The following is a 13,080-nucleotide window of genomic DNA, read 5'->3' as shown; positions in this document are numbered from 1 at the left end:
GTGATTATGGATGAACGGGTGTTATTAACTTTCCTGGTTACGCAGAAACACAAGTTCCGTTGATGAACTTTGTTCTTCGCTAAACACATAGCCATCTACGTCGAAGTTTTTCAGACCTTCTACGTCTTCTACACGGTTTTCAAGAATATAACGCGCCATTAAACCACGGGCTTTCTTCGCAAAGAAACTGATAATTTTATACTGACCATTCTTGCAGTCTTTAAACGTTGGCGTAATGATCATGCCGTCTAACGACTTCTTCTTCACCGCTTTAAAGTACTCATTCGAAGCAAGGTTGATCAACACATTGTCACCCTGTGCTTCTAATGCCTTATTTAGCATATAAGTAATGCGATCATCCCAAAACGCATACAGGTCTTTACCTTCAGGGTTTGCTAATTTAGTGCCCATTTCTAAACGATAGGCCTGCATTAAGTCTAGAGGACGAAGCAATCCGTATAGGCCAGACAGAATTCGAAGATGTTTTTGCGCATATTCGACCGTTCCGCTATCAAGCGAGTAAGCATCTAACCCAGTGTACACATCACCATTAAACGCATACATTGCTTGGCGTGCATTATCGGGCGAAAACGGCGTAGAAAACTCAGCAAAACGGTTGGCGTTCAACGTTGCTAACTTGTCGCTTATCTTCATCAGCGATGATAAGTCAGCAGGCGATAAGGTGCGGCAAACTTCCATCAAACGTTCAGTGTCTTCAAGCATGGCAGGCTGAGTGAACTGGCTCACAGGAATTTCGCTTTCAAAATCTAAATTTTTTGCTGGGGATACTACAACTAACATTTCGACTCCTTAGGTTTAATACCAATCCGCATAGATCATTGCCGACTCAGAAGGCTCTGGCAAGTTTCCTAGCAAAGCGTGGGAATGCAGGAATGGCTGTTCCCTTTCAAATTCCCAGAATGAAGCTAGGAAGCTTGCCAGACCTTCCCGAAGGGCGAGTTTAAAATGCCCGTACTCTTTGTTGTGCCACCTTAATGTAGAACCACTATACCTGCGGTGACACGCCGCGATTACGAGCATTTTAACTCTCGCTGAGTGGGTAATGATCTATGCGGAATGGTATTACACTGGTATTGTACCACCTGATACGCTTCAAAAAGCAAAATGGCATAAGAAAGACGTAAATTGGCTTAACAGAGAAATCCGATTAGCCATTTTGTCGCTATTGAATGTATGAATTGTCACACGGGTTTGATATAAATAGCGTTACAAATAATTATTCAAACAATAATTGAGATACACCCTCCGTGAACGTACCTCAATTACCAAAGCGCTGCATGTACCAGTACTGTTTTTAAAGAATTTAGGTCTGGTAAAGAGAAAGCAAGCGCGAAACCCTACACACGCGCAAGCGAACCGTTTTATTCAACTGGCTTTTCCGGCGAGTTGTCCAAATTTATTTTGATAAAGAATAGAGAGAATTATGAGCAATCAGTTAGCTTCATTACGTGATATCACTACCGTTGTTGCCGACACGGGCGACATCGATGCCATTAAAAAGTATCAACCAGTCGATGCCACAACTAACCCGTCGCTACTTTTAAAAGCGGCTGGTCTTCCTCAATATGCAAGCCTAATTGATGATGCTGTTGCATGGGCAAAACTTCAGTCAAACGACGCTGACCAGCAGCTTACCGATGCAGCAGACAAACTAGCGGTAGCCATTGGTAAAGAAATCTCTGCAACTATTCCAGGCCGAATCTCAACTGAAGTAGACGCACGCCTATCGTTCGACACTGCCGCCACTATCGAAAAAGCGGAACGTTTGGTTCAGCTATATGAAGACGCGGGTATCGATAAGTCACGCATTCTTATTAAAATTGCCTCTACTTGGGAAGGTATTCAGGCAGCAGAAGAGCTAGAGAAGAAAGGCATTCAGTGTAACTTAACGCTTCTATTTAGCTTCGCCCAAGCACAAGCTTGTGCAGAGGCCGGTGTTTATCTTATCTCTCCATTCGTAGGGCGCATTTTAGACTGGTACAAAAAAGCGACCGGTACTGAGTCTTACGCACCAGATGAAGATCCAGGCGTAGTATCTGTAACTAAAATTTATAACTACTACAAAGACCACGGCTACAATACCGTAGTGATGGGCGCAAGTTTCCGTAACATTGGTGAAATTCAAGCGTTGGCAGGTTGTGATCGTCTAACCATTAGCCCAGCACTGCTAGAAGAACTGGCAAACGAGCCTGGCGATCTAGAGGTTAAACTTAAAGACAATGGCGCTACAAAAACACCAGGTGACCGCTTAACAGAAAGCGAATTCCGCTGGGCAATGAACGAAGATGCAATGGCAACCGAAAAGCTATCTGAAGGCATCCGCAACTTCGCCGCAGATCAGGAAAAACTTGAAACCATGCTTCGCGAAAAACTAAGCGCGTAAGGGCTATTGAAACAATGAGTGTTTTAACTTCTCTTCCTGAATGGAAAAAACTGTCTGAACTTGCTGCAACGGTAAAAGAAGCGCACATGCGCGACTGGTTTGCACAAGATGCAAATCGCGCAGATAAGATGCAGCTTGAAGCCTGCGGTATTTTTCTTGATTACTCGAAAAACCGTGTAAATGATGACGCGCTTAAAGGACTTTTCGACCTTGCCCGAGCCTGCAAACTAGAAACCCTTCGCAACGCGATGTTTTCTGGTGAGCAGATTAACTCAACAGAAGGTCGCGCTGTGCTTCACACCGCACTTCGTAATTTCTCAGACCGTAAAGTACTGGTAGATGGCGAAGACGTAATGCCTGAAGTGCATGCTACGCTTGCAAAAATTGAAGCGTTTACCGCATCGGTTCACAGCGGTGAACACAAAGGTTATACCGGCAAGCCTATCAAGCACATTGTGGCAATTGGTATTGGTGGTTCGTTCCTTGGTCCTAAGATTATGACCGAGGCACTTAAGCCGCATACAGTCGATGCTGTGAAGGTTCACTTTGTTGCCAACGTTGATGGTTGCCACATTCACGATGTGCTATCTAGCGTAGATTTTGAAGAAACTTTGGTGGTCATGTCATCAAAGTCGTTCTCTACCCAAGAGACGCTTCAAAATACACTTACGGCTAAAGACTGGTTCTTAAAGTCTGGCGGTACACAAGAAGATATTGCTAAACACTTTGTAGCCGTGTCTTCAAACGTTAAAGCAGCCACCGAGTTTGGTATTAGCGCCGACAATATTTTCCCTATGTGGGATTGGGTAGGCGGTCGTTACTCACTGTGGTCTGCTATTGGCCTGCCTATCTCGCTAGCCCTTGGGTTTGAAAACTTCAAAGGCTTACTTGAAGGTGCGTTTGACATGGACACCCATTTCACAACCGCACCGCTAGAAGAAAACATGCCTGTTCTACTTGCACTGTTAGGTGTGTGGTACAGAAACTTCTTCGACGCGCAATCACACGTTTTATTACCTTACTATCACTATCTTCGCGGCTTACCAGCTTACGTACAGCAGTTAGATATGGAAAGTAATGGTAAAGAAGTGACGCAAGAAGGTGAGCACGTAGATTACCCTACTGGCCCAATTATTTGGGGCAGTGAAGGTACAAACGGCCAGCATAGCTTCCATCAGCTTATTCACCAAGGTTCTGGCGTTATCCCAGCAGACTTCATGTTGCCACTTAACGTTCCTAACCAGGACGACACGCATCACGCTATGCTTGCGTCTAACTGTTTTGGTCAAACCCAGGCACTAATGCAGGGTAAAACCTTTGAAGAGTGTTATGCAGACCTTGACGGTAAAGGCCTAGACGACGCTGAACGCAAACGCTTGGCCGCTCATAAAACCATGCCTGGCAACAAGCCTAGCAATACTTTCTTGTTTGATAGCCTTACGCCTAAAACACTTGGCGCGCTGGTTGCAATGTATGAACATAAGGTATTCGTTCAGGGTGTTATCTGGAACCTTAACTCATTCGACCAATGGGGCGTTGAGTTAGGTAAAGTACTAGGAAACCAAGTACTTGCAGGCATTCAAGGCGAGGCAGACAAAGATAATTTCGACGCTTCAACACAACAATTGATTGCCAAATTCAGAGCAGCGAATGCACCAAAATAAGGAATGCGAGGTGATTTAAAATCACCCAATTGGTGCAAATAACAAACTGAACGGCTAGCTTTTTCGGAAGCTAGCCGTTTTTTGTTGCGGTTTTCATCAACAATACGACAGACATTTTTGATATCCGTAACACTGTACAATTGATTACTAACAAAACAAATAGGATCAATTACATACAGTTATTGTTCACGCTTTAAACACACTGGACATTTCCTTACCGTTGTCATCATATCGTCACAATTTGTTAATAAAAGGTAAATTAAACTATTTTATTTTAGTGGCGGCTGTGATACAAAATTGTACAGAGGGAATTAAAAACAAAAACTCTGTATTAGTTGTAGTGGTATAAAAAGGAGATCCCAGTGGATAAATCAGATCTATTTGCCATGTTAGACATCGAAGCAAGCCCAGCAAAAACCAAAAGCAAAAAACGTAAGTGGAGAGAAATCGAAGCGCTACAAGATCGCTACAAATTAGAAAAAGAACTGGCCGAACTCGACTGTGGTTTCGAGTACGAGCTAGAGACACTGGAAAGATAAAACGAAGGCCGCCTGTTACACAGGCGGCCTTTTTACTTTCTAGCGTGCTGTAAATGCTTCACTTGCAAGCATGGTGTCTCTTCGCTGGCTCTATGTAATAGCGTATTAGCTAAGGAATATGCTCTGTGCCTAATTGCGGCCAGACCGCATAACACGTCTCATAGCTATTTAGGCATTTATCTAGTGAGTCATTGATAGGCCCTGAATAAGGCAACCACACTTGCTGTGTGGCTAGCTGCTATTTGTGCCAGTACTATACCTGCCAATTAATGGGTTCTTTGCCCTTAGCAATAAGGTATTCGTTTGTTTGGCTGAAGTGTTTGCAACCTAAAAAGCCTCTGTGTGCTGAGAGTGGCGACGGATGAGGCGCATGTAAAACGTGGTGTTTTTCACGGTTAATGTGCTTACCTTTCTTTTGCGCATGGCTTCCCCACAGAAGAAACACAACGTTTTGGCAGTGCTCATTGACCACATCAATAACCTTATCGGTGAAGGTTTCCCATCCCCATTTCGCGTGGCTATGTGCTTTGCTCTGCTCAACGGTCAATACAGTATTAAGTAGCAATACGCCCTGCTCCGCCCACGACGTCAGCGTGCCGTGATTAGGCTCGGTGAAACCATCAATGTCAGACAACAGCTCTTTGTACATATTTTTAAGCGATGGCGGTGTTTTAACGCCAGCTTTTACTGAAAAACAAAGTCCATGGGCTTGATTAGGACCGTGGTACGGATCTTGACCTAAGATCACGACTTTTACTTCGTCTAGCGGCGTGTATTTAAGCGCATTGAATACGTCAGACTGAGGCGGGTAGATAACGCTTCCCGCTTCACGAGCGTGCTTCACGCGCTCAAGCAACGTAACAAAATAGTCTTTTTGCTTTTCATCACCCAGCGCGCTTTGCCATGTTGTAGCCGAGGGTGTCATTACTTAAGCAAATCCATCATATGCTGCTTAAGTGCATCGTAAGACGCTGGCAAGTCTACCGCTAAGCTGTCTTCGCCTGCTACATCGGCCAACGCTTTCGGTAAGCTGATTGGATTACCTAGCACGTTTTCAACGGTTTCTCTGAACTTAGCCGGGTGCGCTGTTCCTAAGAACAAACCAATTTCGCCGTCTTCTAAGTCATGACTTACTGCGCGATAGGCAATCGCGGCATGTGGCTCGCTGGTATAGCCTTGTTGCGCTAATTGACGCATAGCAAGCTGCGTATATTCTTCGTCAACCATCTCACCTTTAAGACACGCTTTGTCGATATAGCCACGCTCAATAAGCGCCTCTATTCGCGGCCAGTTATTAGGCTGACTCACATCCATTGCGTTAGACATGGTCGCAACCGTCGCCTTAGGTTCCCACTCGCCGGTTTTAAGGTATCGAGGTACCGTGTCGTTTAAGTTAGTTGCTGCGATAAAACGCTTTATAGGTAAACCTAACGATTTAGCAATCATGCCAGCCGTAAGGTTACCAAAGTTACCACTAGGTACTGAAATAACGAGTTGGTCTCGTTTCTCTTTTGGCAACTGACTTACTGCTTCAAAGTAATAGCAAACCTGCGCTAGTAAACGGCTGATGTTGATTGAGTTTGCTGAGTTCAGGTGAAGGCCTTCACGTACATCAGGGTCGTCAAACGCGGTTTTTACGAGTGATTGGCATGCGTCAAAGTCTGACTCAACAGCAACGGTATGAATGTTACCGCCTAGCGTAGTGAATAGCTTTTCCTGTAGCGCGCTGATTTTGCCTTTAGGAAATAAGATAACCACGTTGATGTTGTCAATACCGTGGAATGCATGAGCTACAGCCGCGCCAGTATCACCTGAGGTCGCAGTTAAAATAGTTACCGGCTTCCCTTCACTAATACGCGACAGGGTTTGCGCCATAAAACGGCCGCCAAAGTCTTTAAACGCAAGCGTTGGCCCGTGGAAAAGCTCTAAGCAGTATACGTTATCATTAACTTGCTCGACTGGTGCACCAAAAGCAAAAGCCGATTGAACAATTTCTTCTAGCTCGCCATTATTCAGCTCATCGCCAATTAGCGCGCGAAGTACTTCAATGCTGCGCTCTACAAATGGCTTTTCCAACAATTCGTCAATATTGTCTAGGGTAGGAATATGCTCTGGAAAATAAAGCCCTTGGTTTTTACCTAAGCCCCGCTTAACGGCTTCAGCAAAATTTGCTGTGTCCGATGAATCTTTTAAATTTACCAATTCCACTTGCTGTTACCTTTTTATGTGGGCAAGTACTCTGCCCTTTTAATCTTTTAAAAAATTATTGTGCTTTTAGGAAATCATTTGCCTTTAAGAAACTATGTACCTTAAAAAGCTATGTACCTTAAGAAACAATGGTGCCTTGGCTTGGTATTTGGCACACATGGCTAAAGCCATCTTCATTTTGAATATAGTTCTCTGTTAAATAGGCGGCGACTTTTTCCGCCTGAGCTTTACTTGGACACACGGCAAAAACCGTAGGTCCCGAGCCAGAAATACCAAAAGCGAGCGCACCCGCTTGCTCACTAAACGCACGAGCGTCATCAAAGCCAGGCAGTAGCGATTTTCTGTAAGGTTCGGCTATAACATCGTTCATTACCGATGCTGCCAAATCAAAGTTACCTACATGTAAGGCATGTACAAACACACCTAGCTGTCGACCAAAGGTTAGTGCCTTCGCCATTTCCACCTGTTTAGGCAAAATATCGCGAGCAGCCGCCGTTGATACGCTAATGCCTGAAAAACAGACGGCATAGTACCATTCGTCGTTTAACGGCAACGACAGTGTGACCGGCGCATCGCTACCTGTCATTAACGTCATACCACCCAAGTAACAGGGAGCAACATTATCATAGTGAATACTACCGCTTATTTGGCCTTCTAATTCGCCCATCATTATAAGCAGAGTATCTTCATCGAACGGAGTGTCGAAGTAAGCATTTAACGCTGCAAACGCTGCCACAATAGAGCTTGCGCTTGAACCCAACCCGCTGCCTATTGGAAGGTTTTTATGAAGCGTAAGCGCAACAGGAGAGGTTGTTTTTCCAGCCTTTTCCATTTGCTCACAGAAATAGTGATAGCACTTGGTTACAATATTACTGTCTGCATCGCCCGGGAGTTTGTGAGCAAAGGGCCCCACCGTTTCTAGTGAAAATGACTCAGCCGCCTTTATTTCAACTTCATCACCTAGCTTAGTGCCATCAACGGGCGCAAGCGCTGCGCCCAGTACGTCAAAGCCTAAGCTCACATTTCCAATTGATGCCGGCGCGAAGGCCGTGAATGCTTTCATATTATTACTCTTACTTCGCTTGTGGCGTGCTCTTTATATTAGCGCTTCAAATTAGCTCAATAAATTAGCGCTTTAAATCGATGCCACAACATTACTGGCCTAAGTCACACCTTCGAATATCTTACTTTAGCCGCCTATCTACGCTAAGCAAGCTAAGCGTTATTTAGCCCTTAGTGCGCCATTTGCTTCCACGGCATAGTACGCAGAATGTCAGCAAACACCCCTGCTGCTGTTACCGTACCACCTGCTCCATATCCTCTAATTACATAAGGGATTGGGCTATAGTAGTCACTGTTAATCGCCAGCGCGTTTTCACCGTCTTTTACCTGCGAAAGAGGGTTACTTGCCGGTACAGCCTGAATGCTTACTTTGCATTTTCCGTCTTCAATGCTGCCGATATAACGAAGTACTTTACCTTCTGCTTTAGCCGCTTCAACCTTTTCACCAAACGACGCATCTAACTCTGGCAGCTGCTGCATAAACTCGTCAATTGAACAATCTTCGGCAAAACCTTTTGGCAGTACAGACTCAATTTCAATGTCAGATAGTTCTAACGCTAAATCAGCTTCACGAGCCATGATAAGCAGCTTGCGCGCTACGTCCATGCCGCTTAAGTCATCGCGCGGATCAGGCTCTGTGAAACCGTTGTCTTTGGCTGTTTGTGTCGCTTGCGACAGGCTCATGCCCTCTTCAAGTTTGCCAAATACATAAGACAAACTGCCCGATAGAATTCCTTCAAAGCGGTGTAAGGTGTCGCCGGCGCTGAATAGCTTTTGCAAGTTATCAATAACCGGTAGCCCTGCGCCGACAGTGGTTTCGTAAAGGTACTGACGATTTGTCGATTGCGCGGTCTTGCGAAGCTTGCGGTAGTAAGACATAGCGCTCGTATTCGCCTTTTTATTTGGCGTTACCACGTGAAAACCGCTTTCCATCATATCTACATATTGCTCTGCAATCGCTTCGTGACTAGTACAGTCAACAATCACCGGGTTTACCAGACTATTGTCATTAGCGAACTGATGCAGGCGTTCTACGCTTAATCCTTCGCTTGCCGATTCAAGTGCCGCTTTCCAGTCACCGCTTAAATCAATCCCTTGACTGTTTAACAGCAGTTTCCGGCTATTTGCAATGCCATAAACTCTCAGCTGAACATTGCGTTTTAACAATGCAGGCTGTTGTTTTTCAATTTGACCTAGCAGTTCGGTTCCCACATTGCCACACCCTACTAGGAATACGTCAATGGTATGGCGGTCAGAGAAAAAATTCTGGTGAATAACCTTTACCGCTTTCTTAGCACGCTTGCTTTCAATTACCGTTGAAATAGAGCGTTCTGAAGAGCCCTGAGCAATAGCAACGTTGTTTACCCGCGCTTGGGCAAGCGAGTTAAAGAAACGCGCTGCCAAGCCTTTGGTTTGACGCATACCGTCACCAACCAAAGTAACAATGGCTAGGTCATGACGCACTTCAATGGGGTCTAGCAATTGATTTTGAAGCTCTAGCGCGAACGCATCTTCAAGAAGCGTTAACGCTCGGCTGGCGTCTTTACTTTGGATACAGAAACTGATTGAGTATTCTGACGAAGACTGGGTAATAAGGCTTATTGAAATATTGGCGTTCGACATCACCTCAAACACACGACTTGCCATACCTACCATGCCTTTAAGGCCAGGGCCTGCAACGTTAAACATGGTGACGTTATCAAGCTGTGAAATACCTTTAACTGACGTCCACACCTCGCTTTTTTCATTGCTGATTAGCGTACCTGGCGCAGCTGGGTTTAGTGTGTTTCTGATCAAACAAGGGATGTGGTGTTGGGCAATAGGACCGATAGTTTTCGGATGAAGTACCTTGGCACCGAAATAAGACAGCTCCATCGCTTCTTGATAGGTAAGCTTGTCTAACAGCACTGCCCCTTCAACTTGATTCGGGTCAGCGTTATAAACACCGTCTACGTCTGTCCAAATTTCACAGCAGTTTGCGTCTATACACGCCGCTAAAATGGCCGCTGAATAGTCTGAGCCGTTACGCCCAAGCGTGACTTTCTCGCCCGCTTCGTTAGCAGCTACAAACCCCGGCATGACAAGAAATTCACTGCCGTCAGTAGGCACATCTGAAAAGCGCGCTTTACTAAGCGACACATCGGCAATGCTGTCTAGGTAATCGCCTTCGGCCAGCACATACTTAACCGGATCAATAACGCGATTAGCGATACCTTTAGCAGATAGCATAGCGCTAAAAAGCGTCACCGAGATGTACTCACCAATACTTAGAATACCGGCAGCAACATTATCAGGTGCAACACCAAGCAGCTTTATACCTTCAAGGTGCTGTTTTAATACTGAAAGGTGACTATTAATGAATTCTACCACGCTTGCATGTGCAAACCCGTCGAGTTCTTCGTTAAGGTTGTTGGCGATGCCGGTAACCGTGTCGTTCAACTTATTGAATAACGGCTGGAAATCTTCACCCGCGGCTGCTTGTTCACATAGTAGTGAAAGCGCGTTCGTTACCCCCTTTGGGGCAGAGAGTACAACCGCAGCACCGTCGGTTTGGTGGGTCGCCGTGCTAATCTCCATAACGCGCATGTATCGCGGTGCATCGGCTAGAGAAGAACCCCCAAACTTTAAGACTTTCATATGCTGCTCCTTAAGGTTACGCATGCTAAAACGTGTGTAAAAAAAAGCCCGCTCTGTGTTAGGCGGGCTTTCGTTGTCTTTTGCTTACTTGCACTAGTCAGCGACCGCCCTTTTTAAGGTGGTAATTAACATAATGGTGGTGCGAGTAAGTAGAATCTTTTTCATACAAGCAATTTGCCGTATAGACGTCTATATGTCAACCGCAGTTTTCACTACACTGTGTTGCAAAAAGTGCAACACTCTACACGGAATATTGCTTATTAAGGCACACAAGGCTTACTTTGTTTGTTTTCCTAGCGATCATCCATGATATTTTGGGCAAGGAAATCAACCAGTAAACGAATCTTTGGCGCAACATTTCTATTGGAAGGAAATACTGCCCAAATAGCTTCTTGCTTGTCTTTATATTCTGGTAATACCTCTACCAATTCGCCACGTGCCAATGCTTCACGCACATAAAACCCAGGTAGCTGGGTAAGCCCCAATCCAGCCAAAGCAGCGCTACAGAGTGCGTTGCCACTGTTGTATCGCACACGTCCTTGCACTGGCAACGTTTGCACTTCTTTATTTACAACGAACCTCCAGTTGGGTTGGGAGCCTACCAACAAAGTATGTTCCTTAAGCTCTTGTAGAGATTTTGGCATCGAGTGTTGAGAAAAATAGTCTTTGCTACCGCATACAAACAAATGACGTGTAGCCAGCTTTTTAGCAACAAGTGTCGAATCTTCTAATTTGCCAATACGAATAGCGAGATCGAGACCAAGCTCCACAATATCGAGTTTTTCATTGGAGAACGTACACTGCACACTAATGCCAGCGTACTTTTGCATAAAGGTATTGAGCAATGGCGCTATGAATGCTTCGCCAAACGCTACGGGAGCGGTAAGTTTAATTAGCCCTTGCGGCGATGCTTGCAGTGCGCTCACCGCTAGCTGGGCATCTTCGAGCGCCTTTAACGCGGGCATTGCCTGCTGAAAATACTGCGTACCCGCTTCAGTAAGCGATACGCTGCGCGTTGTACGCTGTAATAATTTTACGCCTAGCTGCTTTTCAAGTGATGCGACTTTACGGCTTATCTGCGCCACTGACGTATCGAGCTTATTTGCAGCCCCGGTAAAATTGCCAACGTCAGCTACGGCACAAAACTCGGCTATACCTTCTAGATATTTCATTATCGCCACTCGCTAGTTTAGCGTTGTTCATCACAGCGCTGATTTATTTAAGTACATTTTATTTGTCCAAATTAATTATTACAAATATGAAATAGTGATTTACTCAAACCGTATTTATCATTAGTAATCCGTCTCCTATACTTTGGCCTATAAAACATCATCAAATATTTATGATTAAGGAGTCATTACATGACATCGTTTAAAGATTCATTGCAAGAAGGTCAAACTCACATCAAGTCAAAAGCTGCGGTGGCTTGGGGCCCGGGTGAGCCGTTAAAGATGGAAGAAGTTGACGTAGAGCTTCCTAAGAAAGGCGAGGTACTTGTACGCATCGTTGCAACTGGCGTATGCCACACTGATGCATTTACGCTGTCCGGTGATGATCCTGAAGGCGTATTCCCTTCAATTCTAGGCCACGAAGGTGGTGGTATTGTTGAAATGGTCGGTGAAGGTGTAACCAGCGTAGAAGTTGGCGATCACGTTATTCCTCTTTACACCGCAGAATGTGGCGAATGTAAGTTCTGTAAATCAGGCAAAACTAACCTTTGCCAAGCGGTGCGCGAAACACAAGGTAAAGGCTTAATGCCAGACGGCACAAGCCGCTTCTCTAAAGATGGTGAGCCAATTTATCATTACATGGGCTGCTCAACGTTTTCTGAGTACACGGTTTTACCAGAAATATCGCTAGCAAAAGTAAACAAAACGGCCCCGTTAGAAGAAGTATGCTTACTTGGCTGTGGTGTGACAACCGGTATGGGCGCCGTGCTTAAAACGGCGAAAGTACAAGAAGGCGACACGGTTGCTATCTTTGGGTTAGGTGGTATCGGTCTATCTGCCATTATTGGTGCACGCATGGCAGGCGCCGGCCGCATTATTGGTATTGATATTAATGAAAGTAAGTTTGACCTAGCAAAACAGCTTGGCGCAACTGACGTGGTAAACCCACAGAATTTCGATAAGCCTATTCAGGAAGTGATTGTTGAAATGACTGACGGCGGTGTTGACTACTCGTTTGAATGTATCGGCAACGTCAACGTGATGCGTTCTGCACTTGAGTGCTGTCACAAGGGTTGGGGCGAATCTGTGATCATTGGTGTAGCTGGTGCAGGACAAGAAATTTCAACGCGCCCATTCCAGTTAGTGACAGGTCGTGTATGGCGCGGCTCTGCATTTGGCGGTGTTAAAGGTCGTTCAGAGCTGCCAGGGATTGTAGAGCAATACTTAAATGGTGACTTTGGTCTTCAAGAGTTTATCACTCACACTATGGGTCTTGGTGACATTAACAATGCCTTTGATTTAATGCATAAAGGTGAAAGTATCCGCTCTGTTGTGCATATGGATAAATAATTTAAGCCTTAGCTCGGAACACGTTAGGAGAAGCTCTGCTTCTCCTT

General features: G+C 45.2%; 11 protein-coding genes. 4 read left to right on the top strand and 7 right to left on the bottom strand.

Annotation, left to right across the window (positions count from 1 at the left end; genetic code table 11):
* Positions 1-24: 24 nt before the first annotated feature.
* Positions 25-801 carry a peroxide stress protein YaaA gene (gene yaaA / locus BZA03_RS05705; RefSeq protein ID WP_110288214.1) on the bottom strand — a complete coding sequence of 259 codons (777 nt, stop codon included), beginning with the start codon at positions 799-801 and terminating at the stop codon, positions 25-27.
* Between the two features lie 15 nt (positions 802-816).
* Complete coding sequence (locus BZA03_RS20340; protein WP_139308981.1) at positions 817-1,041, bottom strand: hypothetical protein; 225 nt, start codon at positions 1,039-1,041, stop codon at positions 817-819.
* Between the two features lie 403 nt (positions 1,042-1,444).
* Here BZA03_RS20340 and tal point away from each other — a divergent pair, with 403 nt between their 5' ends.
* The 3 genes from tal to BZA03_RS05685 all read left to right on the top strand — a co-directional run bounded on the left by tal (position 1,445) and on the right by BZA03_RS05685 (position 4,607).
* Entirely contained in the window at positions 1,445-2,404 is a 960-nt protein-coding gene (tal, locus tag BZA03_RS05695; RefSeq protein WP_039226298.1) for a transaldolase, read from the top strand.
* Positions 2,405-2,418: 14 nt separating this feature from the next.
* Positions 2,419-4,068 carry a glucose-6-phosphate isomerase gene (gene pgi / locus BZA03_RS05690; protein WP_110288213.1) on the top strand — a complete coding sequence of 550 codons (1,650 nt, stop codon included), beginning with the start codon at positions 2,419-2,421 and terminating at the stop codon, positions 4,066-4,068.
* 362 nt (positions 4,069-4,430) lie between these two features.
* Complete coding sequence (locus BZA03_RS05685) at positions 4,431-4,607, top strand: DUF3545 family protein (protein ID WP_012519516.1); 177 nt, start codon at positions 4,431-4,433, stop codon at positions 4,605-4,607.
* 253 nt (positions 4,608-4,860) lie between these two features.
* On the opposite strand, the gene ung is transcribed toward BZA03_RS05685, so the two are convergent.
* The 5 genes from ung to BZA03_RS05660 all read right to left on the bottom strand — a co-directional run bounded on the left by ung (position 4,861) and on the right by BZA03_RS05660 (position 11,686).
* Positions 4,861-5,532, bottom strand: a complete 672-nt coding sequence (gene ung / locus BZA03_RS05680; RefSeq protein WP_110288212.1) for a uracil-DNA glycosylase — start codon at positions 5,530-5,532, stop codon at positions 4,861-4,863.
* Positions 5,532-6,815, bottom strand: a complete 1,284-nt coding sequence (gene thrC, locus BZA03_RS05675; RefSeq protein ID WP_110288211.1) for a threonine synthase — start codon at positions 6,813-6,815, stop codon at positions 5,532-5,534. The genes ung and thrC overlap by 1 nt, the downstream gene beginning before the upstream one ends.
* 118 nt (positions 6,816-6,933) lie before the next feature.
* On the bottom strand, positions 6,934-7,878 hold the full coding sequence (thrB, locus tag BZA03_RS05670) for a homoserine kinase (protein WP_110288210.1): 945 nt from the start codon (positions 7,876-7,878) through the stop codon (positions 6,934-6,936).
* 170 nt (positions 7,879-8,048) lie between these two features.
* A complete protein-coding gene (thrA, locus tag BZA03_RS05665; RefSeq protein WP_110288209.1) occupies positions 8,049-10,514 on the bottom strand; it encodes a bifunctional aspartate kinase/homoserine dehydrogenase I in 2,466 nt (821 codons plus the stop codon).
* Between the two features lie 293 nt (positions 10,515-10,807).
* Positions 10,808-11,686, bottom strand: coding sequence for a LysR substrate-binding domain-containing protein (locus tag BZA03_RS05660; RefSeq protein WP_110288208.1), 879 nt, complete (start codon positions 11,684-11,686; stop codon positions 10,808-10,810).
* A 189-nt stretch (positions 11,687-11,875) separates the two neighbouring features.
* Between BZA03_RS05660 and BZA03_RS05655 the strand changes: the two genes are divergently transcribed.
* Positions 11,876-13,033 (top strand): S-(hydroxymethyl)glutathione dehydrogenase/class III alcohol dehydrogenase, encoded by a 1,158-nt coding sequence (locus BZA03_RS05655; RefSeq protein ID WP_014950490.1) that lies wholly within the window; start codon positions 11,876-11,878, stop codon positions 13,031-13,033.
* Positions 13,034-13,080 lie beyond the last annotated feature (47 nt).

This window comes from Alteromonas sp. I10 (assembly GCF_003201515.1).
GTDB lineage: Bacteria > Pseudomonadota > Gammaproteobacteria > Enterobacterales > Alteromonadaceae > Alteromonas > Alteromonas macleodii.
Note: the sequence above shows the minus strand (reverse complement) of the source record. Positions and strands in the feature narration are given on the sequence as shown.

Bases quoted from the DNA above. Each gene is read 5' to 3' on its own strand.
- yaaA (WP_110288214.1), bottom strand. From the start codon at position 801: ATGTTAGTTGTAGTATCCCCAGCAAAAAATTTAGATTTTGAAAGCGAA.
- BZA03_RS20340 (WP_139308981.1), bottom strand. From the start codon at position 1,041: ATGCTCGTAATCGCGGCGTGTCACCGCAGGTATAGTGGTTCTACATTA.
- tal (WP_039226298.1), top strand. From the start codon at position 1,445: ATGAGCAATCAGTTAGCTTCATTACGTGATATCACTACCGTTGTTGCC.
- pgi (WP_110288213.1), top strand. From the start codon at position 2,419: ATGAGTGTTTTAACTTCTCTTCCTGAATGGAAAAAACTGTCTGAACTT.
- ung (WP_110288212.1), bottom strand. From the start codon at position 5,532: ATGACACCCTCGGCTACAACATGGCAAAGCGCGCTGGGTGATGAAAAG.
- thrB (WP_110288210.1), bottom strand. From the start codon at position 7,878: ATGAAAGCATTCACGGCCTTCGCGCCGGCATCAATTGGAAATGTGAGC.
- thrA (WP_110288209.1), bottom strand. From the start codon at position 10,514: ATGAAAGTCTTAAAGTTTGGGGGTTCTTCTCTAGCCGATGCACCGCGA.
- BZA03_RS05660 (WP_110288208.1), bottom strand. From the start codon at position 11,686: ATGAAATATCTAGAAGGTATAGCCGAGTTTTGTGCCGTAGCTGACGTT.
- BZA03_RS05655 (WP_014950490.1), top strand. From the start codon at position 11,876: ATGACATCGTTTAAAGATTCATTGCAAGAAGGTCAAACTCACATCAAG.